This window comes from Candidatus Zixiibacteriota bacterium, from assembly GCA_036480375.1.
Classification (GTDB): Bacteria; Zixibacteria; MSB-5A5; order GN15; family JAAZOE01; genus JAZGGI01.
Genome location: JAZGGI010000026.1, coordinates 1 through 24319 on the forward strand (window position 1 = coordinate 1; position 24319 = coordinate 24319).

General features: G+C 45.2%; 18 protein-coding genes. 11 read left to right on the forward strand and 7 right to left on the reverse strand.

All coding sequences use genetic code 11. The features are described 5' to 3' along the window. The 7 genes from V3V99_07380 to V3V99_07410 all read right to left on the reverse strand — a co-directional run. Positions 1–534, reverse strand: a 534-nt coding sequence (locus V3V99_07380; GenBank protein ID MEE9442474.1) for a hypothetical protein, incomplete at its 3' end; no start/stop codon positions are given. Between the two features lie 22 nt (positions 535–556). Further along, positions 557–3076: a FlgD immunoglobulin-like domain containing protein gene (locus V3V99_07385; GenBank protein MEE9442475.1), complete on the reverse strand. Its 2520-nt coding sequence runs from the start codon at positions 3074–3076 to the stop codon at positions 557–559. A gap of 37 nt (positions 3077–3113) precedes the next feature. Beyond that, positions 3114–5513: a FlgD immunoglobulin-like domain containing protein gene (locus tag V3V99_07390; protein ID MEE9442476.1), complete on the reverse strand. Its 2400-nt coding sequence runs from the start codon at positions 5511–5513 to the stop codon at positions 3114–3116. Between the two features lie 554 nt (positions 5514–6067). Continuing rightward, on the reverse strand, positions 6068–8788 hold the full coding sequence (locus V3V99_07395) for a T9SS type A sorting domain-containing protein (protein ID MEE9442477.1): 2721 nt from the start codon (positions 8786–8788) through the stop codon (positions 6068–6070). Between the two features lie 321 nt (positions 8789–9109). Next, on the reverse strand, positions 9110–10201 hold the full coding sequence (locus V3V99_07400; protein ID MEE9442478.1) for a hypothetical protein: 1092 nt from the start codon (positions 10199–10201) through the stop codon (positions 9110–9112). Positions 10202–10847: 646 nt separating this feature from the next. Next, positions 10848–11072 (reverse strand): hypothetical protein, encoded by a 225-nt coding sequence (locus tag V3V99_07405; GenBank protein ID MEE9442479.1) that lies wholly within the window; start codon positions 11070–11072, stop codon positions 10848–10850. 75 nt (positions 11073–11147) lie between these two features. Then, positions 11148–12650 (reverse strand): MATE family efflux transporter, encoded by a 1503-nt coding sequence (locus tag V3V99_07410; protein ID MEE9442480.1) that lies wholly within the window; start codon positions 12648–12650, stop codon positions 11148–11150. 137 nt (positions 12651–12787) lie between these two features. On the opposite strand from V3V99_07410, the gene V3V99_07415 reads away from it, so the two are divergent. The 11 genes from V3V99_07415 to lspA all read left to right on the forward strand — a co-directional run bounded on the left by V3V99_07415 (position 12788) and on the right by lspA (position 23698). Beyond that, entirely contained in the window at positions 12788–13468 is a 681-nt protein-coding gene (locus V3V99_07415) for a hypothetical protein (protein MEE9442481.1), read from the forward strand. A 155-nt stretch (positions 13469–13623) separates the two neighbouring features. Beyond that, positions 13624–14394: an SDR family oxidoreductase gene (locus tag V3V99_07420; protein MEE9442482.1), complete on the forward strand. Its 771-nt coding sequence runs from the start codon at positions 13624–13626 to the stop codon at positions 14392–14394. Between the two features lie 126 nt (positions 14395–14520). Next, positions 14521–15036, forward strand: coding sequence for an RNA polymerase sigma factor (locus tag V3V99_07425; protein ID MEE9442483.1), 516 nt, complete (start codon positions 14521–14523; stop codon positions 15034–15036). Between the two features lie 5 nt (positions 15037–15041). Continuing rightward, positions 15042–15509 carry a zf-HC2 domain-containing protein gene (locus tag V3V99_07430; GenBank protein MEE9442484.1) on the forward strand — a complete coding sequence of 156 codons (468 nt, stop codon included), beginning with the start codon at positions 15042–15044 and terminating at the stop codon, positions 15507–15509. A gap of 12 nt (positions 15510–15521) precedes the next feature. Beyond that, the gene (locus tag V3V99_07435; GenBank protein MEE9442485.1) at positions 15522–16649 is read left to right on the forward strand and encodes a hypothetical protein; all 1128 of its coding nucleotides are present in this window, start codon (positions 15522–15524) and stop codon (positions 16647–16649) included. Positions 16650–16817: 168 nt separating this feature from the next. After that, positions 16818–17021: a DUF6485 family protein gene (locus V3V99_07440; protein MEE9442486.1), complete on the forward strand. Its 204-nt coding sequence runs from the start codon at positions 16818–16820 to the stop codon at positions 17019–17021. Between the two features lie 42 nt (positions 17022–17063). Beyond that, positions 17064–18377 carry a DUF418 domain-containing protein gene (locus tag V3V99_07445; protein ID MEE9442487.1) on the forward strand — a complete coding sequence of 438 codons (1314 nt, stop codon included), beginning with the start codon at positions 17064–17066 and terminating at the stop codon, positions 18375–18377. Between the two features lie 12 nt (positions 18378–18389). Beyond that, complete coding sequence (locus V3V99_07450) at positions 18390–19139, forward strand: methyltransferase domain-containing protein (GenBank protein MEE9442488.1); 750 nt, start codon at positions 18390–18392, stop codon at positions 19137–19139. A 431-nt stretch (positions 19140–19570) separates the two neighbouring features. Beyond that, on the forward strand, positions 19571–22765 hold the full coding sequence (gene ileS, locus V3V99_07455; protein MEE9442489.1) for an isoleucine--tRNA ligase: 3195 nt from the start codon (positions 19571–19573) through the stop codon (positions 22763–22765). 16 nt (positions 22766–22781) lie between these two features. Continuing rightward, positions 22782–23165: a TraR/DksA C4-type zinc finger protein gene (locus V3V99_07460; GenBank protein ID MEE9442490.1), complete on the forward strand. Its 384-nt coding sequence runs from the start codon at positions 22782–22784 to the stop codon at positions 23163–23165. Beyond that, on the forward strand, positions 23162–23698 hold the full coding sequence (gene lspA / locus V3V99_07465) for a signal peptidase II (protein MEE9442491.1): 537 nt from the start codon (positions 23162–23164) through the stop codon (positions 23696–23698). Before V3V99_07460 ends, lspA begins: the two co-directional genes overlap by 4 nt. Positions 23699–24319: the final 621 nt, after the last annotated feature.

Below are 24319 nucleotides of genomic sequence, written 5' to 3' on the forward strand. Positions count from 1 at the left end.
CACTCGCGCTGTGATATCAACTGTAAAATCAGTATTACCAGAATAACTCCACAGCATCTCAGCGTCAGTATTATCTACATCTGTTACATAATCATCTAAATTGATAGTGGCAAAACTCAAACCCTCAGCTATCGTCTGATCAGGAATACCAGACACTACCGGAGCATCATTGACAGCCGTAACAGTAAAGATCGCATCGTCACTGCCCGTCAACAAATCAGGATCTTCAGCAGTAAACGTAATCGTCTCAGTGCCATTCCAGTCGGCGGTTAACGGCGTTATTGTAGCCACTCGCGCTGTGATATCAACTGTAAAATCAGTATTACCCGAATAACTCCAGCTTAATTGATCTACGGTATGGTCCGCATCGGTGACATAACTATCGAGGCTAATTGTCGTAAAGGACGCACCTTCGGCGATCGTCTGATCCGGGATACCCGATACAACCGGAGCCGATTGGGCCATCGCCGAACCGGTTGTAACTATCAGACCAAGGGTTACAATTACCGCCAGAATTTTATATTTAGTAAACATTATCTTTACCCTCACACCTGAACTACTTCAACAGTACCATTTTCTTGGTTTGGTTATTATCTCCCACTCGTAGTCGGTAGAGATAGACACCGGAAGCCGACTTATCGCCGTCATTATCGGTGCCGTCCCAGACAACAGTATGCATACCGGGTGGAAGTGGTTCATTTACCAGGGTCTTCACGGATTGACCGAGAATATTGAAGACTTCAAGTCTTACCGTCTCGGCTCCTCCTGAGGAACCATCTATATAAAAGTCTATATAAGTCGTTGGATTAAACGGATTGGGTCGATTCTGATAAAGCGCGAATTTGTCGGGCAGAATCGGTTCAGGATCAATTCCCTCTACCTCGACGCCTTTGGCCGCTCCGGTACTTATCACCGCATGAGTAATCCGTACCTGCGAATCATCATCGGCTCTAATCGGAGCTTTGGAAACAAACGGCAAAGTTAAAATATCAGACAATCCTTCGGAAATTAACTCATCATCATTCCAGGGGTGCCGACTATGGAGAAGAATCTTCATTTTGCCGGTGCCGTTATCTTTGGAATATATCTGAAATTCGTCGCTGGCGTCGGTCAACATCGGTTTGAGCATTTCAATTGTGTTGGGATTATAGGATAGATCCAACTCCACCCCGGCGATATCAGCCGGCAAATCCGCTTCAAGGGCCATTTCCGATTGCACTCCGGCGCTGGTAATCTCATCATGAAGCACCTGAAGCGACGCGAATTCTCCTGCAGGAACGATCGGCGCCAGATCCGGAGATATAGGAAGAAGGAAAATTGCGTTGATGATACCGACCAAGTCAATCACGTTTACGGAGTCGTTTATCACAACATCCGCTGTGGCAAATTGCCTGCGAGTCAAATCATAATTTTCAATAATAAATGCGACGACACTGACAAGGTCAGCCACGTTTATATTTTTATCTAAGTTGACATCACCCCATCTATCAACGCACATCGAGCCGGAATCGGTCACCATCTCAAGCCCGGCCATATTGGGGTCGGGATCAATTGATTCCCAGGCATCGAAAATATTAATAGGATAACATCCGGCCGTAGCGAATTGATCAACTGAGAAAGCCAATTCAAGAACCGCGGATGATAATCCGGGAACCATTGCGTCATTAGCCAGTCCAAACGCTACGACTCTTAGATGGCCGGGCTCCTCGCCAATATTATTTTCGTAAATTATCCAATCAGGGATACGATCGGTGGCGATGATTGAGTCGAAGTCAAAATAGTTATAGTCGTAAGTGAGGTCGAATTGAACACCATAAATCGTTTTTTCGGTGATAACATTAATCGGGATCATGACCTCATTCAGTCCCGGTACACCGCCCTGCTGGAAAATATCTTCGGCTGAAGCTGTAAACAGAATATCCTCGTCGATACCCTCGACAAAGACCGAAACGAATTGTGCTCCGGAAAAAGCTCCGGAATCATCTTCAGCTTCAAATTTGAATGAGAAATTGCCAACCTGATCCAAATCAGGTTTAAAGGAGAATAATCCGGTCGCGACGCCGCCCGCGCCTGTAACAACACCGTTAATCCCGAAATTAGCATTAGGAGTCGTTAAACTACCGTCGTTGGCGCGAATAGTGACGACTCCGGATTCGGCATCGGTCGCGGTGACGTTGAAACTAACTTGCTGGCCTGCCATAATGCTGTAATTATTGGGTGAAATTGTCGAGAGAACCGGAAGTTGATTTTCATCCGGAGGGGGTGGCGGGATAGTAGTATCAGCAGTATCAACAATAAAGACCGAACTCAGCAAATTCTGAGGATACACCGATACCGTTTGCGCGTCGGGGATGCCGGGAGGATCGTGCCATTCCTCGGCAAATTCAGTACTCTTATATGTTTGAGGGATATTTCTCGTAGTATGCAAAAACGACTGATCCACTTCTATCACGGCATTAGGATCAACTCTAAATTGTATATATCCAATATTTACACCAAGAGTATCGATCGAATAAACCAAAAGGCCGGGAATATGCGGCCTGACATAGCCAGCAGTATTGTGTACATAGGCAGAATCCACCCAGTTCGGAGCCATCAGGAGACGAACGCTGTCGCGGGCATTGAGATTATAATAAACGGATTTGATAGCCCAGGTCGGATGACTGATACCCGTATATTCCGGCGGATTCACCCATCCATAATCCTTAATTTCATCCGATATTATAATGGGCAATTCCCAGAGACCGGGATCATAAGCCGGCGTCGCCTGATATTCGGTCGAATCGGGCGGAATGTAGGTCGGATCAATATCAGCCGAATCTAAAAGTTTTTGATAATCGGCATTGAAAGCGATAATCGGATGGAGAATAGTATGGTCGAACTCGAACAGAAAGCTTATTCCGCTGACCGTCGAATCGTTCTGAATATAAATCGGTATCGAAACGATACTATCCGGCAATCCATATTCGACTTTCAAAAATCCGATACTCTCTTCTGTCAAAACCTGACCCCGGGCTTGCCCGGCGGATATTCCGATTAACAGACTTAATAACAGTGGTATGGCCAAACGCCTCATGGCATCCCTCTATATGCTTCGCAAGTTTTTTTCATAATTATTTCAACAGCACCATTTTTTTGGAGGCCGAATTATTGCCCGCTTTTATCCGGTAAAGATAGACTCCGGAAGCGACTGTGCGGCCCTGTTTATCTGTGCCGTCCCAAATGACCTCATGTTGCCCGGCCGGAAATTCTCCGTCGCTCAAGACTTTTACAGTTTGCCCCAGAATATTGAAAACTGTCAGCGTCACTCGTCCCGGCTCATATAAATTGAACCGAATGTTTGTTTCCGGATTAAACGGATTGGGAGCATTCTGGAATAACTCAAATTGCGACGGCATTACGCCAGTTTCGGTCTTTTCTATTTGTAAAACTTCTCCGTTAACATTCGCTATCTCTATATTTTCAATCTGAAGATTCAAATCTCTTGAATCTGAAATTTTTATTACGGATTGTGAGCCCGGTTCAATCGTCTTACCGGTATAGCTCATTAATAATCCGTTCCACCCGCCCTGTTTCGTTCCGGACATTAAATCCATTTCCGTTAAGTTCACCGGAGCGAGATTATCAACATCTTCTCCGGTCAGGCGAATAGAGACACCGCCTATCTCGTCAGGAGAATCAATAGTCAGGTAAGTCCCCGTCTCTTCGCGCTTAATTTCCACGCTAACGGGATAAGAATACGTGGTCGGCTTGGCTGTCGGAGGATCGAACTCTCCGGTAATGACCATTACCAGCAAAACCAGATCCGCCACTGAAGGAGCATAACCGTCACGATTGATGTCGGAATTGAGTATTTGCTGCTCATTCATCGGGTACTGGGTCGGGCTGATGAAGAAATTGGAAAAATACACCGCGTCACTGATTTCATAGGCGATATTATTGAGATTAATATCTCCCAGCATCTGCACGCCCGAGGCCGCAATCAGGACATAACCGTCAAAGAGATTAATATCCGAAGCATAAATAATACTGCCATCTTCCAGAACCAAGGCATTATCGGTTGAGAACATCTGAATAAATCGCACCGGAATCTGCTGGCCCACAAAAGTTAAATCGGAACTGATTTGCAATGTCATCGTAAAGATAGGGCCCTCGCCGCTTTCAATCGGACTGCCCATCCCGGCTTTACCCGAGACGCGGACATTGCCGCTGATGCCGTTCTCGTTGATGCGGTAGTCAAATATATGCAGGTTTTCGCTGCGGGTCCCGGTACTGGAAATTCCTATTGGAATTAACACCGAAGGATCCATCCGGATCAGAAGATTATATTCGCGAACAACAAATTTATTTTTCAGGTAAACATTTAGGTCAACCGTGCGGCCCGAAAAACTCGTCACAGTATCTATCCGAATACTATATAATGTTACCGGCAAAAGCTCGATCTCAATAACCGCGGTATCAGACAGGCTATAAGGATCATGGGCGATCAGGGTAATCTGATAATGTCCCGAATCGGAAAAATCACTCGGCCAGCTTATCAGACCCGGATTTTCAAAGTCAAATGAAGCCCCGTCGGGCAAATCTGAAATTTCCCATTCGATATTTTCAAAGTCGGGATCAAAAGCCGATACGTTTATTCCCAGAGAATCTCCGGCTTCGGCCACGATCAGGTCCGGAGCGCTGATTATCGGAGCTCGGTTGACGTTTATTACATTAACTTTGACGCGGATATAACTCGATGATTTTCCGTCGGAAGTCCAGAAGACAAAATAGAATGGGGACAGATCGGCCGAAAGCGGACCGATGAAATCGGGACGCCAGGCAAAACGCGCGGTGCCGTCTCCGTTATCGACAAATTCGGAATTATAAGGATGAATCGGATTGACGATTAGAACGTCGTCGCCGTCGGAATCAATAACCTGCAGGTCAATATATAAAGAATCTCCCTCCGCTACATACACGTCGGGAACCGGCGTGAATATCGGCGGGCGATTTTGCTCTGCGATAAGTATTTCCCCAGGAATAAATGCGGGGGTGAAATTATTCAACCCACTGGCGTCGGAGAGCAACAATTGACCTGCAGGAGGTAAAAACGTGGTATCAATAATTACTATTTCCCCAGGAATTAAATCATCTTTGGCTCTGAAATTTATCTTACAAATCGGGCCGGAACCGGGCTGGATATATTCTTCCATAACGACCACGGCTCCGATCAAAATCGTGCCGTTAATATCGTCGGCCAATACCAGCGTCATAGAGAGGTACTCGATCCGACTACCGGCAAAATCAACTTCCTGAAATTCGAGTTTATCTATGGGATAAATAAGCGGTAAAGTAATTGCCCCCAATTCTTCATCATTCCAGAGATTGACGGTAACACTGAAATTTTCCCCGGCCGGGACTGAAAGCTGGCCGATTGATATCGTGTCGGTTTCGCCAATCGGATCATTCTGTGCTAAAACTGAAGCGCAGAGAAGAATCAAAATCATGTATGTCAGTGCAAAACTTTTCATCAAATGCCCAAATTTATATGCTATACAACTCCAGTCTCCTTAAGAGCAAAAGGCTTACCAATCCCGGATAAGTCTTAATAACCCTTAATAAATCCTATAAATTTCGCGATATGCTGCAAAGCTCAGGTAATCATTAAGTCTCGACTACCGCAAAAAAAACCCTAACCTTTTAATTCCCAGTTCGTTATATCAAATAACCTAAAAACGCTTATCTCTCCCCAGACCTTGGAAACTGAGGCCTGAAATTGTAACTTTGTGAGGCATTAAATCTGTATGGCGAGTAATTGACAATCTTTACAATATAACCTGCACAACTTTGCAGAATATTGAAGACAGATGACGAGTAAAACGTAATTTTTAAAAAACGAAAAGCCCGCAAGCTATTGTCGGTCAATATATTAAGCTCTTTGTCGGGCATATGGCTAATCCTTATTCTCGGTCATGTCAATCGTTCGTTATCTCGTACTCTATAATCCAACCTCCCTTATTTTCCTCTTCTTTTTATTTAGTGATAGAGGCCGCGCGGGCCCCTATCACTAAATTATTCAAACTGATTACTTCATCAGGACCATTTTCATGGTGGCTGAGTTAGCACCAGCAGTTACCTTGTAGAAATAGATACCGGAAGCAACGGACTTGCCACTGGCATCTTTAGAATCCCAAACAACCTTCTGGGTTCCAGCTTCGCTGTAACCACTGAAAGTATTCACCCGCTGACCAACAATGTTGTAAATTTCAATAGTCCAGTCTGAGGCAGCGCTCAGATTGAAGCTAATGTTGGTAGTCGGTTTGAACGGGTTCGGGTAGTTCTGATTGATGCTGAAGTTTGACGGAAGAGCATAGAAGCTGCTTTCCATCATGCTGCCGTTATAATCGGAAGCTTCAACGCTAATCAATTCGGCGTTACCGTTGACCGGAATGGTCATCAGATCGCCGGAAGTGATCGCTTCAGAACCAATGTTATAAACCAGGACACGGAGTTCGCTGTTCTCAAAGCTTGAGACGACATCCATGTTGTTGTGCAGGACCGGAGTACCGGCATCGCCTGAAACGTCAAAGACGAACAGGGCGGCACCAGCGTCAACGCCGGTTTCCACACTAACATTCATGTTACCATTGACAAGCTGAGTCTTGACGTCGAACAGAGCGCCCGGAGCCGGCTTCGTGGCATACGGAAGCGCGTCACCAATGATGACACGAACCAGATACACGAGGTCAGCAATGGTCAGGGCAGTACCGTCGGCATTCGTGTCGGAAGCCGCGATAGAACCATCAACATGGTTACCAAAGGCCGAAAGGCCGGTGATGAAGTAGTTTGTGAACATAACCGCATCAGCGATTTCGTTCGGCAAACCATTCATGTTGATGTCGCCGCGATCATCGATATCATCCTTATCAATAATATCAATGCCGCCGTTGAACAGGTCAATAAAGCGAATCGGCCGACCCTTATCAGTTCTGGTTTCGCAGGATACAGCAGCGCCGTACATGCCCGGGAAACCCCAGGTATTATCCGTGACTTCGATGTAGCTATCCATTCCGTCCGAACCATAGTAGTTATAGACGAAACGGGAGATAGCCAGAGTGTCACCGGAAGCGACTGAGATTACGTTGTCACCGCAGTCCATCCAGAAGAAGCTGACTTGAGCGAATTGGCCGTTGGCGTTCACGTCAGTCGTGACAAAGAATGTCAGATTAACGAGAATTTCGCCATCTTCATCAGCATTTTCAAGGCATACAGCATCAGGATGTACCGGGCCATTGTTGGTTTCGGCCATACCGACGACGCGAATCTCGCCGGAAGGACAGCCGTTACCACAATTGCCATGTGAACCATAACGGTAGGTGAAGTATTCCCATCCGCAATTCTGGAAGAAAGTACCGAGAGAAGCTTCAGTGAATGTCAATACCGTCGGGTCATAAGCCAACAGGAGGTCAAAACCGCCCATTTCTTCTGAACCCTTGGTGATCCAAATCGGAAGATCGACATAGTGACCCTGAATGACATCGTGCATCTTCTCGATGACGAGTTCATATGGTTCGGTCAACAGAACGTCAATCCTGAACGTACAGGTCACAGGATCAGCAATACCGTCGGTGATGGATACTGTGATGATATGCTCAGATGTCGCAATATCATCCATTGTGGTCGTCCAGGTAAATACACCTGTACTACCATCAATAGCCTGATCACCGGTTAATGGTGGAACCAGAGCATAAGCCAAGCCATCACAATCATCAGCATCGGAACCAACAATATCGTCCTTGACCATTATAGCGTCAAAGCCGATCGGATTGTAATCAAGACCACAATCGATAGTCGGGGCATTGTTGGTGACCGTCACGGTCAAAGGCCATGAATCGCAGTCCGGATTGAAAGCGTCTTCAACTATAACATCAATAGTTACAGGCGAACCAACATCCGCAGCAGTACCGGTATAAGATACGGTGCAGGTGCCATCGCCATGATCGGTCACGATCGCGGCGCCGGTGCCGGTTGTACCGCCCAGCTTAAATGAGATAGCGTTGCCTTCTTTGTCAGTAGCAGACAGACCAACGCTATTGCTGCCGCAATGGTCAACGGTCATTGCCGTAGGAAGACCATCAGCAAATTCCGGACATAAATTCCGCACGTTGGTAACCGGGTAGCAAAGACCGCCTTCGGCCCATGCAACCAGCGGAACAAAAGTCGCTCCTGTCTCGTCCACGTAAACGAACGGAGCGGCATCAGCGATCTGCACACTATCGATACAGAGGGTTTTCACTTCGTCGGGATCCACTGTTCCGCCCGGGATGCCGAGTAATTCCACCATATCTTCCAACGGACCCACCGGCAGTCCTACATACATTGCAACGCCGCCGACCATTATGCTGTCCGGCGATACGTTGTCAACGTCCTTATAAGTGACCAGAAAACCGCCCATATCCCAAATGTCGTCATCACCATCGACAGACATACGGGTACCGGCGAGTTTTCTAACGTAAAACTCAGTTGCTGTACTCGGAGGACCAGGCTTTGAATTACCCGTGTCATTCCAAGTCCAGGTTGCGCCGTCGTCCGACCAGATAACAAAGCCCAGGCCCATACCGCCGAGCAATTGATCGTTTTCAAGCGCCACGACAAAACTCGAGGCAATTCCCGTACGAAGCGTGTCAAGAGGTTCAGTAATTTTGCCATCTTCACACGCTTTTAGGGATACCATATTCTGAGTTTGGCCGTAAGTAAGCCCAAAAGAAAGAAGCAATGTTGCGAGCAAAACGATTAGTCGTTTCATTATGTGCTCCTTCATTACCAAAGTTCATGTTTCAGCAAAACGTAAAATTGCAAGTAACGAATTGCCATACAATCCCCCTCATACAAACCATCACAAATTCCGATGAGCCGTCCGGAAATTTTGTTCAGGTAAGTGAGTAGAAATGAGCTAAAAAGTCATTCCTTCTTTTGAGCGCGTGTCAAAAAAATCCTCTTATGCGCGTGTCACCTCCTTTCAAAATGTTCCACTTAAGGTTAGTAGTAATCTCTCGTTTTGAGAGAGTTTCTATTTTAATAAAACTTATTCTCAATCTATGCCCAGTCGTTAAAATAAGCGCCCTAATTAGTTGCAAATGGGTTGAGGCCCGCCTTTAAACACGGCAGCGATTCCGTAAACGGCATCGCCGACATTCAAATACGGATCGCCGTTGGTTTGGCCGCAACTAGTTACCGGCGGAGGTCCCTGCTTAAATATGTGACTGATCAAATAGACCGGATCTCCGACGTTAAAATAAGTATCCCCATTGGCGTCGCCGCAGGTACAATCGACAAAATCAACCGTCACGTCGCCGTCATCATAAAAACAGGTCGCTTCATTGCGAATCGTCCTGGGAATAGAATCAATTGATGTTGAATCGGCGTATATGGCCGAATCGGGATTGGTCGTGTCGATCCAATCAAGGCAATCCGGCCCATCCCAATTCTGACAGATCCAGTAGCGATAAAAAGTATCACACACCAAAACTTCCTCGATCCAGGTCGAATCACATATTGAATAACTCGTAATTACCCCAAACAAATCTCCATGCGGATCGGAGAACATCGTCTCACTCAAATTGTCGATTATCAGAAGTCCGACAACATTATCGGAGCTGTCGATCGTCTCTGGCTCGGCCCTCATCCGCAATCGAAACAAACATCCCGGATTCGTCCGCGGCGCGATCCCGGGAACGTATGGCTGACCAAGAGCATCGGCAATAGCCGTAATCTTGATATCCGTCCGATTTTCGGAAACCGATCTCGCGGTTACGTATTCCCATCCCGAGATCAAAGTTCCAGCCGTATCGATCGCGCCTGACCTCACGATTGTATCGACGATTAAAGTATCCCTCCATTCAAGGCAAGTGCTCTGATCCCACTCGACACAATATTGCGTCGTCGTTCGGTAGCTGGTATCAACCGCATCCGTCCTGAAGTCAAGCAGGTCCGGATTGTTCATAATTATCTTGATCGTAAATGCGGCCAATGTCTCCTGGTAATTAGTGAACCAAACGCTGACCCACCCGGTTGTATCGCCGGCGGTGACGGTGGTATCGCCTAACGCCAGATAAATCTCAGGTAACTGCGCCTGAGATGATTCAGTTGAAAAGACCATAACCGCCATCACGACGGCTAAGGCAAGTATTAAAAAACGCGACTGGCAAGTGAAGGACATGCTCTACTCCTTCCATACAGTTTTCCATATAGTTTCTGACAACTTCCGTTACCTATATCAGTCGCTCACCTCCGCGCTTGTTCTGTTCATTTTTCCGCTACTATATTTTTTATAGTGCGGCTACGAACCAAGCCCTTGACTGGTAACTCGAATCAGGCTGTATATTTGACAAACCCAACATTGAGGTATCATGAAATTTGCTTTTTTAATTTCTCAGGCTCTTTATCAACTTTAGATAGGAGACTATCACCTGCTAATGTCTAAGATCAACGTGTAGAAAATGTCGTATCATCGTGTCTAATATAAACTACAACCGGAAAGTTGTCAACCTAATTCTTATCTTTTTAAACGGAAAAGCTTACGCCGTTTAGCCCTTACTAAGATGTCAAATCCTCCCAAAAAAGATTTTCTCTTGACCCTATCAAGCAAACACTATGCCTGCCTTTACCAGTCATTTCTATTAAACCTCAGCGGGTCTTGCCAGTATTGTAAAGATATGTATTTACGAAGCATTAGCGGCTTTTTAAATGTAAACCAAATAAACCGCGAATTTAATTATGCCCGCCTTTTAAGAAACAAGTTGCACAACCTGCACGGGAATGCAGGCTGCGCAAACTGTAGTTGCTCAAATATTGAACAGTAAGTTTTAGTTGCCGCCCTCAGTTGACTCTGTCGGAGTCTCTTCCGTTGCCGTGGTATCATCCGGAACTTCCTCGCCTGTCGTATCAGGTGCGGCGGTCTCGGTAGTCTCAGTTGTCTCCGTCGTCGTCGGTTCATCCTGGGTTACCGTCTCCTCCTGCTGACCGCAGCCAGAATTCAAAAACAAACCCAGGACAAAAATAATGACTACAAAAATTCTCAAGAATCTCATGATATCTCCCTTCCCATGATTCCTTATTAAGGTTTGACTGATATACAAAGGTATGAGAATAATGTCAACCAAAAATTAGCGGAAAATCCGTAACAACAGGCCTTTTATTTTGCCCCTCTCCTCGAATCTCAACCCCAACAGATACGCGGAGCATAAATAAATGATAAATACAATAGAACCCCAGACGATTAATCCACCAAAACTCGCCGTCATGTCTTTGGTTAAATAGATCAAAATCACCGGAGCCAACGACGAAAGTAAAGCGGGAATGACCGCCCGGCAGATAAACTCTGAGAATTTCCCCTCGATTAACCTTATGGCAGCAAACGGCAGATAGCCGACTGAAATTATCGACAAAGGAATCGTCGTACCCCATGCCACGCCAATCAGTCCGAGCTTTTTAACCAGAATTATCGAGAGAACAATATTCACAATCCCTGAAATCATCGAAATAATGGCAAATCTGTGATGCCTCCCGACTCCAATCAGCACTTCACCTCCAATCGCCTGGGTAAAAGCCAGAATATGTCCTACTAATAATACCTGCAAAATCGTTTTGGCATAAGAGAAATCGGGCCCGATCCAGACTTCAATCAAATTTCCACCCCAAAAAAATAACATGGCTGATAACGGCATAGAAACCAACAGGTTAAGGCGACTGCCGTCATAGAAAATACGCCTCAGTGAGGCCTTATCGGTATCAGGATCGTATCTGGAAACGACTGGAGTAAATAATTTGGTCACAGTAAAGATAAGTTGGCGTAAGTACTCTGTCAATTTGACAGCAATCCCGAATATAGCGACTTCTTCGATGCCCTGAAAAATGCCTACTATGAAAGAATCGGAATAAAAAGCAATTCTTCCTGAGAGAACCAGTATAAACGAAAAGAACGAATAATTGCCGATTTTCCTCAAAACCGGGAAATTAACGAGGCTCGGACTGATGGACAAATCAGGTAAGAGCTTATACAGCATACGCATACGCCAGATATAACCAATCGCCGAACCCAGCAGAACCGAAATCCCTAATCCCGGCAAACCCATTCCGGCTTCAAGCAGGGTGATAGTCAGTACCGCTTGAAATAGTGAAATAGTCAGTGAAACCAGATTAAACAGGTCGAAGCGCCACAATCCGCCCGAAAGAGCCTCGGAAAATACCCCCATCGGGAAGGCCGCGGCGATCGAAATTCCGACCAAAAGGATTACAATTTTGGATTGCCCGGCCAGTTCCGGGGGAATATCGAAAAATCCGGCGGCATTCCAGGCAATAAATACTGTCGCTGCGATAACTATTACCGAAAGCAATCCGGCGGTATAAAACGACGTGGCGATAATTTCATTTCGTTTATGAGGTTCGCCGGTTTTCTGATAGCGGGCCACGAAGCGGACGACGGCGTACCCGATTCCGAAATCAAAAATGCCCAGATATCCCGAAAACGACCCGACCAGTATCCATACCCCGTAAGACGCCTGCCCCAGTTGTCCGATTATGTACGGCGTGAGAAAAAACGATATCAACGCCGAGGCAAAATAAACCGCCCAGTTGGACCCCAGATTTTTCGCAAACTGCCTTTTCATGGATGGAGGTAATATAGGGGTTTGACGGCATGATGTAAAATATGTATTGACGTTTCTTGATAATAATCGCTTCCTTGACTTATGTAAACATTTGCGATAATTTAATGCTCAATCCAAAATTAAAGAGGATTTCACGAATGGAGGATGTCAAAAAATCATTGGTTGTCCTGTTTGCTTCTCTTCACTTAGATGAAGGTACATCGCCAGACTTCATTAAAAGCTACCGTGATATCTTGCGCGAGATCGCTCCAAGCGTTATCTGTGCGGAACTATCGCCCGAGCAACTGGATGGTACGACGACATGCCATTCCAAACCCGAGTACGCCGCGGCAGTCTTGCCCATAGCTCAGGAGCTTGGCTCGCGAATTGTGCCAATACAGATGCCCACAGATGACGCGAGGGAATGGGAACGAAGGTTGAAGTCAGTTTATGCAAGCTTGGAAAAGGACCCGGAGATGAGGGTTTGCCTTGAATATATGAAAGAGCAGGGAAAAGCCGAACTTGAAGGGATGCTGCAAATTGTTGGAAATCCCAATGGAATCGAATACTTTCAAACGCGAGAGTACGATATTCTACAAGTTCAACCGTACTACTCGGCTCTGGAACGCATCTTTCCTGAACTGGCAACATTGTACGAAGAGTGGAATTACAGTTTTCTCAAACGCATAGAAACAGCCCTGGCCGATTATCGTGGAGAAAAATTTATGATAATCGTGGGTGGCCATCACAAGTACTGGCTGTGGGATCAATTAAAGAGGCGTGATGATATTGAATTGCATGATTTGGCATCTTATCGATTATTGCAGGTTATAGACTAATTTCTAACCAAAGAGATAGTTTTCAGGGGGTGGAAGTTTTAAATAATAAGATTCATTTAGATTAAGAATAAGCTAATTCCCAAATCTTGACATCATTGGATCAAACGGATAGATTGATTAATCTTGAAGAATCGAATTTCTATGGAGAAACGATAATGTCAACCGTCAATGATAAAATTGTTTTCATAACCGGGGCGTCGTCAGGGATCGGTTACGCCACCGCCAAAGCCTTCGCTCGGGAAGGCGCCCGCCTCATCCTCTGCGCTCGCCGCGAAGAAAAACTCAAAGACCTGTCAATCGAGCTGAAAGAAAAGCATGCCACTGAATGCCATTTCTTTGCCCTCGACGTGCGCAATCAAGCCGAGGTCGAAGAAAAAATAAATTCTCTTCCAAAAGAGTGGCGGGATATTGATATCCTCGTCAACAACGCCGGACTCTCACGCGGGCTTTCCAAATTGCACGAAGCCGAACTGCTCGACTGGGAAGAGATGATTGATACCAATATCAAAGGACTTTTGTATATCAGCCGGGCCGTCATTCCTGGAATGGTCAAACGCGAGTCGGGACATATTGTCAATATCGGTTCGATTGCCGGTCATGAGGTTTATCCCGGAGGCAATGTTTATTGCGCTACCAAACACGCCGTCGATGCTATCACCAAGGGAATGCAAATCGACCTGGTCGATACGCCGGTTCGAGTCAGCACTGTCGATCCCGGCCTGGTCGAGACTGAATTCTCGGTTGTCCGTTTCCGAGGCGATGCCGAGAAGGCAAAATCGATTTATCAGGGAATTCAGGTTTTATCGGGTGAGGATGTCGCCGAAGCGGTTTTATTTTGTGTCACCCGGCCAGCCCACGTCAATATTTATCAACTCCGAATAATGCCGACAGCTCAAGCCTCAGCCACCATCGCCCACCGGGAGTAGATTTTTGGGGGGCAGAAAAATCAATCCATAAAAATGGCGTTGTTTTATAAAAGTTACGGCAACTTTTTACATCCCGGATAGTCTTTATACTGAATGCAGGCAGGAATTAAAGGCGGAGTTTTTTTGGTGAACAGCAAAACGACATCAATAGCCGAACGATTTGAAGAAGCCTTTATGGCTCACAAGGATAATATGTACGATTTTGCCATAAAATTGATGAATGACCAGGCCGAGACGGAAGATATTGTTCACGAAGCCTTTATCAGATTATATGACCAGTTCCATAAACGAGCCGAAATTCATGATATCAAAAACTGGCTGTTTATCGTGACGCGGAATTTATGTTATACCCGCCTCAAACGAATCCGGAAGCAGGCCGACTATTCTGAACAGATTATCGAAAACAGATACGAGGAAAATCCATCTGCGGAATTAACTTATTTTGTCGAAAGAGCCCTGGGGCAACTGGATGATAAATACCGCGAAGTCTTGATATTGCGAACATATTTCGGCTATTCCTATGAAGAAATTGCCAGAATTTTACATAAATCGATTCCGGCCGTAAAATCGCTTTTATTCAAAGCCCGGAAAAAGCTGCAAAAGCAGGCTAAGAAATCAGAAAGATCAGAAAAAATGAGGTAATAGATATGCGGTGCGAAGATTATCAAAAATTGATTTCCCTCAAAATGGATAATCAATTAACGGACGGGGAGAAAAAACGGTTAGACGAGCATCTCGAAACTTGCCGGGAATGCAGTGAGTTTGCCTCTTCTGCTTTGCAATTCGACAAAGCAATTAGCCAAATGCCTAAGGCATCTATGCCGGAAGAGCTGGAAAATCGTATCCATAAATCTATCTCAGAAAGGCCGGCTCAAAATGAAGACCGGGTAAGAAGTCTATTAAAAGGACATTTTCGCATTCCTCGCACCTTTGTTTGGGTTACCGCTGTCGTCTTTATTCTCCTTATTCACAAAGCCTTTTTCACTTCTCCCCCTACTGATATTGAAATGAGGGATTCAGGGACAACATCCCGAACGCCAAAAGTTCATACTATCGTATTATCTCAAGCCGATATCGTCCATCGCCAGACCATATCGGACCAGACTACTAATTAATGGAGGTGTATTATGCAGCGTATTTGTGCCATAAAATTCTTGATCGCTTTATTAATTCTGTCAATCCCGGTAACATCTAATGCTCAAGAGGTATTGCTTGTCGATGAAGACAATAATACTAACCGAACCTATGACAAAGCCAAATCGATATATACACTGGTCCAAACTCTCCAGGACGGTTATCTCCATTCTTGGAGCATAAAAGAACAGGATCGTTTGACTATTGAATTGGTAGTTGTGCCCGAGGATGATGCTAAAACGGTTATCTCTTCGGGAAAGATAAATATCGGCATGAATGAATTCGGTCGAATAAATATGAAGTTTTTCGGCGATGGGAAATCATTCACGATTTCGGCCACCCGACCGGATATATTTATTGACAATGAAACCGATCCCCATGGAATGGTTATCATAACCGAAGAAATTCTTCTTGATGCAAATATTTTCCTTAAACCGTCGCAATCTCGAGACGGCGAATTGCAGTTATCCGGGTATATCGAAAAGATGGTCAATGCCGGCAATACTCAAAAACCTCGCTATGAATTTACTGAAAAGGTTATTCCCCGTAAAAAGCTGACAGATGGTTATCGTGAAATTGTTTTGGAATTGCCAAAAAAAGATATAACCTTGCGCGCTTATCTTGATAGGCCTGGCAAAAAAAACAGTAGTAAAACGCCAACAGGTAAGAAACTCGATATTAAGATTGAATTCGACTCGGAATATTCCCTGCAAGACAACGAAACCGGAGAATATATAATCGAACCAACCGCCTGCACATTCTACGATACGCCCGATGACCGCACCCGAAAAGACAAATGCGCCGTTTATACGGTCTATCCGGCCAAAAATGATTCCATGCTGTACTATGTGTATTATAGGGTCGATGATGTTTATTATCACGATGATGGCAATATAACTTTCAGTCTGTATATTTCTCGAACCATCGCATCCAACTATGAGAACTTCGATCCTTACGCCAAGAAATTAAAATTCAGCGAGGCTTATATGATGAGCCAAAGCCGGGCCATCACATCTCAACCCGGAGATATCTGGGAAATTATTCTGGATAAGGAACCGAACTTTGATCTTCCGTTCAGCACGAAGGAAATGATTAAATTGAGCTTTCGTTTGACGAACTAACTTCAATATTTTTCCAGTTATTATATCATATATTCATCTCCTGCCCGCGATATCAAATTCGCGGGCGATTTATATTTGATTACAATCTCTTATCTATTGATTTCCGCGCGATGAAAATATATTATTGAGGCTTACGGTTAAAATTCATCTACCGGGGAGTGTTTTTTCATGGATTGTCAAAAAGAAAAAAATCTTGCTAAGTGTAACTGTACTTATGAACCCTGCCCACGCAAGGGCAACTGTTGCGAATGCCTCAGCTATCATCTGAACAGCCGGCAATTACCAGCCTGTTGTTTCCCTGATGATGCTGAACGGACATATGATCGTTCTTTCGATCATTTCGCCCGTCTGGTTACTGCCGGACAGGTATAACAAATTTAAAATGAAGTTTTTCAAAATTACCTGGGGGTAACTATGAATATCGAAAACAATATGCTTTCTCAGCCCGTATTGGCACCGGTTGCCGCGCAGGAAAGAATCGCCACCATCGATGTTATCCGAGGCATGGCGGTTCTGGGAATTTTAATCATTAATATAGATTTCTTCGCTCTGCCCAGCATCATTATCTTTAATCCCTCGCTTGTCGGTAATTTTGACGGGATTAATCTGCTGACGTGGGAATTCGGGTATTTTTTCTTTTTTGAAAAGATGATGGCCGTCTTTTCGATGCTTTTCGGCGGCGGTTTAATTCTAATGATGAACCGCTCAGAGAAGAACAATCTACAGTTTAAAAATATCTATTATCGCCGATTAATGTGGCTGCTTATAATTGGCCTGATTCATGCCTATGTATTCTGGTATGGAGATATCCTCTTTCCTTATGCTATCTGCGGTATGATTATCTACTTATTTCGCCGCCGCTCCCCGAAATTCCTAATTATCCTTGGAATCCTGATGCTATTAATTGGCCTGATTATTTATTCCGGAAGCGGTTTTGGAATAGGGTATGTGCGTGATCAGGCAATACAGGCCCAGGCCGCGCTTGACGCCGGAAAAGAAATAGGCCCTGACCAACAAGGAATGCTGCAAGCCTGGAAACAGATGGGTGTAATGTTTAGCCCCAGCTCTGAAACCTTGACCAAAGAAATCAACGCTTACCGTGGGAGTTTTTCCGACGCTTTTATGATTCGTTGGCCAATGTCGATAATGATGCAAACTCAAGCCTTCTTATTTATGATGTTCTGGCGTATATTTGGAATTATGCTTATCGGCATGGGACTGATGAAATCGGGATTTCTGGCCGGTGATAAATCCAATAAAACATATCTGGTGTGGATGATAAGCGGATATGTAATTGGTTTGCCGATAGTCGCCTATGGAATGACTACAGCCATCGCCCATGATTTTGACTTTATCCGGTTTATGATGTACGGAGCGCATTTTAACTATCTGGCCAGTATCCTCGTTGCCGTAGCTCACACCAGCCTGATAATTCTCCTGTATAAAAAAGGACTATTCTCATGGTTGACCTCCCGGCTTCAGGCAGTCGGCCGCATGGCCCTGTCTAATTACCTGATACACACTCTTGTATTTACGACCATATTTTACGGCCACGGTTTTGGTTTGTTCGGCGGCATTGAGCGGTTTTGGTTATTGCTGATGGTCTTGGGGATGTGGATAATCCAATTACTATACAGCCCGCTTTGGTTAAGGCATTTCCGTTTCGGCCCCGCCGAATGGCTCTGGCGATCGTTGACCTATTGGAAAAAACAACCAATGCGGATGTAATAGGAAAATAAGTTGAAAATATCAAACAATTTGCATGATGCTTACGGGCAGGAAATTTATGATTACTTCAAAGGTAACAAAACCACTTATGAAATTGTCGAGCGTGAAGACGGATATATAGACATTAGCGTCGGCCCGTCTTATTATTTCGCAGAATATAAAAAGTGGCCCCCGTCCGAAAGAAAAGCGATTCGATTCGCCCGTGGCAAAGTCCTCGACATCGGCTGCGGAGCCGGGCGGGTGATGCTGTATCTCAAAGATAAAGGATGCGATGTTTATGGCATCGACAATTCTCCCCTGGCCGTAAAAGTATGCAAGGCGCGGGGCTTGAAAAAGATATCGGTAATGGCTTTCAATAAACTAACGGCAAAGTTCGGTACTTTCGATACGATAACTATGTTCGGGAATAATTTCGGACTTTTCGGAAGTTATAATTGCGCCAAACGGCGGCTCAAATTACTGTATCGCATGACCACCGAAAAAGGCCGCATCATCGCTACAACCTGCGATCCTTATGGAACGAAACTGCCGTATCATCTGGCTTATCATAAATACAATCGCCAACGCGGACGCATGTCCGGTCAGATAAAACTGCGCGTTCGATATCTTAATTATAGGACGCCCTGGTTTGACTATCTGCTGGTTTCACCCAAAGAGCTCAAAGATATTCTGAAAGATACCGGTTGGCATATCAAAAAGCTCCTTGATCCGATACCGCCCATTTACACCATGTGTATTGGAAAAAGATTAAAAATTTTATAATGGGCCGCACCCGCTCGGTTGTAAAACCTGTGCCCAAAAAGCCGGCTCAAATGATCCGAAAATCATATTGACCGCGCATCCCCCTCTTTGGGGCTTCTTCAGCGTCGGTACTGTCGCTTTCTGGTATTTACTAACCTAATCTGGCCTTCCCTGGCACAATTTTCTTACCAGTTTAGCCGGAGCGGGCATTGGCCCAATAAATTAAGATATTTTCCTTGCAGGCGTGCCCCCGGCGAATATTTATTATACGTTCCAGTCCCAATTATGTTTAATATATTTTAATTCAAACCAAAATCAACCAAATTTGCCCGAAAAAATTATTTTTCTACCGATAAAGAAATCATTATTGGTAGACTATGCCCTCCAAAAAATACTTTACTTCAAATGCCAATTTGGATAAATTATAAGGCTAAAATAAAAAGGCCAGGATTATGAAATTTGATCAGCTAAAAGACAACTTCTCATGGGCTGGAATCGAGGACGAAATTCTTGGGTTCTGGGAGAAAAACAACATATTCTCCCGGTCGATGGAGCAAAACAAAGACAATGAGCCTTATGTATTCTTTGAAGGTCCTCCAACGGCTAACGGCGAGCCGGGCATCCACCATGTCATTAGCCGAACGATAAAAGACCTGATATGCCGATATAAAACCATGCAAGGTTTTCGCGTCGACAGAAAAGCCGGATGGGATACGCACGGATTGCCGGTTGAGGTGGAAGTTGAAAAGAGACTTAACCTGAAGACCAAACAGGAAGTTAAACAATACGGAATCGCAGAATTCAACAAACGCTGTAAAGAATCGGTTTTCACCTACAAAAAAGACTGGGACGAGCTAACGCGCCGCCTCGGTTACTGGTTGGACCTTGATAAAGCTTACATCACTCTTGAAAATTATTATATCGAATCGGTCTGGTATATTCTGGCCAACTTTTTCAATCGCGATCTAATTTACCTGGGCTATAAAACCGTCCCTTTTTGTCCGCGCTGCGAAACGGTGTTGTCATCGCATGAAGTCGGACAGGATTATAGAGATGTCAGCGATCCTTCGGTCTTCGTCCGAATGAAAGCCGTGGACGACGATTATTCATTCCTGGTCTGGACGACAACCCCATGGACACTGCCGTCCAACGCCGCCATCTGCCTTCATCCCAACCAAAATTATGTCTGCGTCAAATACAAAGACGAGCGGTTGGTTTTAGCTGAAGCCTTAGCAAACCGGGTTCTGGGAGATGATTTTGAAGTATTGGAAACGAAAAAAGGTTCGGAATATGTAAATATAAAATACCAGCCGCTATTTGACACTTTTGCCGATGAGGCCGATAAGGCTTTTTATGCCATCAATGCCGATTTTGTCAGCATGAAAGACGGCACCGGTATTGTCCATATTGCTCCCGGTTTTGGAGCCGATGACTATGAGATAGGCAAAAAATACGGGCTCCCGGTTCTGCAGGCAATCTACGAAAACGGCTATTTTAAGGAAGATACCGGATGGCTGGCCGGGAAATTTATCAAAGACGCCGATCCTGAAATTATCGCCGACCTCGACAAACGGGGACTTCTGTTCATGGCCGAAAAGTACACTCACAGCTACCCCTTTTGCTGGCGATGTCATTCACCTCTGATCTATATCGCCCGGGATTCATGGTATATCCGGACGACTCAGTTTAAAGACAAACTTCTGGAATACAATAAACGAATTAATTGGTATCCGCCCGAAATCGGCTCCGGCCGCTTCGGAGAATGGCTGGAAAATAATATTGATTGGGCTATATCTCGTGAGCGATTCTGGGGTACGCCTCTTCCGATCTGGATATGCGATAAATGCGGCGAAAAGCGAGCTGTCGGTTCCGTCGAGCAATTAAAGAATGAGGGCATCGGCGTTCCTGATAATCTTGATCTGCACAAGCCTTACATTGATGAGATCAAACTGACCTGCTCCGCTTGTTCCGGTGAAATGACTCGCGTCTCCGAGGTTATTGACGTCTGGTTTGATTCCGGGGCGATGCCATTCGCGCAATGGCATTATCCGTTTGAGAATAAGGATCGCTTCGACAAAGAACTTTTCCCAGCGGCATTCATTTCTGAAGCCGTCGATCAGACCCGGGGATGGTTTTATTCGCTTTTGGCCATCTCAACTATTTTTTACGATAAATCTTGTTTCGAAAATTGCCTGGTTATGGAATTTGTCGTTGACCAGGAGGGCAAAAAAATGTCGAAGCATATCGGCAACTATATTGAACCGTTTGATATGTTCAATACTTACGGCGCCGATGCAGTCCGCTGGTATATGATCTCAATCTCACATCCCTGGATCGCTCTCAAATTCGATCCCGAGGGTGTGAAGATTACACAACGAAAATTTTTCGATACGCTGAAAAACAGTTACGCCTTTTGGGCCCTGTACGCCAACATAGATGATATTGCCGAAAGGGCCGATAAAGAAAATTTATCTATCAGCGATTTCTTGCGCAAACGCGCCGGACGGGAAACGCTGATAGACAAATGGATTCGGTCACGATACAATTCGGTCGTCAAATCGGTATCCGAGGTTCTCGATGATTATAACATCACTCGGGCAGCGAGATTGATTCAAGATTTTGTGATTGATGACATGTCTAACTGGTATATTCGCCTCAATCGCTCTCGCTTCTACAGTTCCGGTAACGATCCCGATAAAATGCTGGTTTATTCCATTCTCTATGACATCCTCGTCGGAGTTTGCGGACTGATGGCTCCGATTGCTCCCTTTTTCTGCGACTTTATTTACGGTCAACTGGTGGGAGAATCGCGACGAGCCAAAGGTGAATCGATTCATTTGACCTCGTATCCAAATTATAATGTCGAGGCTATTGATACTGGGTTGGAAGAGGAAATGGCATATGTACAAAAAGTCGTTTCTCTGGCTTTGTCGGCACGCAAACGCAAGAATCTCAAAGTCCGGCAACCGCTGTCGAGGATAATCATAAACAACCAAAACGGCGATAAGCCTTCGGATAATATAAATGAAATTATTCTGCGGGAATTGAATATCAAGACGATTGAATATTCGGATAATCCGGCAGAATATGTATCATACTCGGCAAAACCGGTCTTTGCCAAACTGGGACCCAAGTTCGGAAAAGCCGTAAAACAGGCGGCTGAAAAAATATCTTCCCTGCCTTCTGATGAAATTAAAGATTTTGCGCGGACACAAAGTTTGAAACTGGAATTTGACGGCCGCCAGGTAGAGCTAACCACTGAAGAGGTTGAAATTATCCGCAACGAGCGGGAAGGTTTTGCCGTAGAATCCGACGGACCTTATACGGTCGTGTTGGATACCAGCCTCAATGAAGAACTCCGGCAGGAAGGGTTCGCGCGCGAACTGGTCAACAAGATTCAGAATAAACGAAAATCTTCCGGTTTCGAAGTTACCGACCGGATTCGAATAACGTTGTTTGCCGATGAACCGGTGGCGGCGGCGATAAAGAACTTTGGCGATTATATCAGCGCCGAAACTCTGGCTGAGCCGTTTACGGCGAATCCGATTGAGGGAAATAAAGAGGCCGGAGCACAATTTGCATTGGGCACAATTGAAGAGTTGAAAATCAACGGTGAAATTACGTATATTGCAATAGGACGTATTTAAAACCCGGGGGTGCGCTTTGAAAAAAGCGGACATGAAGAAATACGAAAAGCTCATTTTGGCCAAGCGCGAGACGTTGATGGAAAACATCCAGGGTCTGCGCAAAGACTCGACGGCGACGATCAAGGAATCAACGGGCGATCTGTCGTCGTATTCGTATCACATGGCCGATTTGGGCACCGACGCGCAGGAGCGGGAAAAAAAGTTTCTACTGGCATCGAAATCAGGCCGGTTGATTTATCATCTCGATGAAGCTTTGCGCCGCATCGAAGACGGCACTTATGGCAAATGCCACGAATGCGGCAAAAATATAACCAAACCTCGGCTGGAAGCTGTCCCACACGCGCGTTTCTGTATTGCATGTAAAGAAGCGGAAGAGAAAAAGAAAGTTCGACGCAAGTGATCGACAAAACCTCTTTCAAGCTTATAATCCTCTTCATCGCGGTCCTGGTTTTAGACCAGGCGACCAAGTATATCGCTTTATCTTCACTCACCCTGGGTCAACCCGTACCGGTTCTGGGAGATTATCTCCGCTGGACATTAGCCTATAATCCGGGCGGGGCTTTCGGCATGAGACTGGGCGGCCCCAATTATTATCTCATCACATCATTGATCGTGTTCGTTATCCTTTTATTTTATGTCATCAAAAATCGCAAAGTGAGTTTCATCTCGATTCCCCTGGCGATAGTCTCGGGAGGCGCCGCCGGAAATATCATCGACCGTTTTCGTTTCGGTGAGGTAGTCGATTTTATAGACTGCGAATTCCCTGATATTTCCATCGCCTCCTATCACCTTGATCGCTGGCCGATCTTCAATATCGCCGACATGGCCGTATCATGCGGTATTATCGTTACGATAATTCTTATGATGTACCATTCGAAAAAAGCGCCGGCTCAATCGGAAGACAATAGCCTCTCCACCCCCGAGACTATGTAACCTCGTATAATATTTTTTATCTATTGTCCACGCCACAGAGCAAATTATTTTTTTATTTCATCTCGGAGAGCGAAGGGGCTTGTTGAAAAAGTCTTGAAATGATCTTCAGCCTAAGGAATGGGAAAACATTTCGAATCGTAAGTTCTTGATACACAGCAGATCACAATTTTGTTTTCACGAAATCAAGACCCACCTCAACTCTTGGCAGTGGTTTTTCAACACGCCCGAAGGCGGAAATCCAGAAGAATTATCCACATTTGCATTTTCAAAAATTCCTTTTAATAGTAAACAATAGTTAAGTTTACAGCGAATTGGGTTCGTTTTGTCCTTTTACAGGCAAAGGCCTGTTTTTGGCTGTTGCGTAGATGACCCGGATTTTTGGCCAAAGATTTGATGCCCGGCATGTATCCACATTTGCCGGAAAAATGGGTTTGTTTCCTCAGATTAACGTTTTGGGTCATATCAACTCAATGGTGATTCCGACAGGCGGGGGCCTGTTTTTTTCCCGTAGGATTCGCTCGCGAGCGACCCGAAGATTCGTTGCGACATATATGGCGGGCTTGTCGCGACGAGCCCTCACTGATAATTGTGTATTTGCAATATGTTTCATCTTACATATGA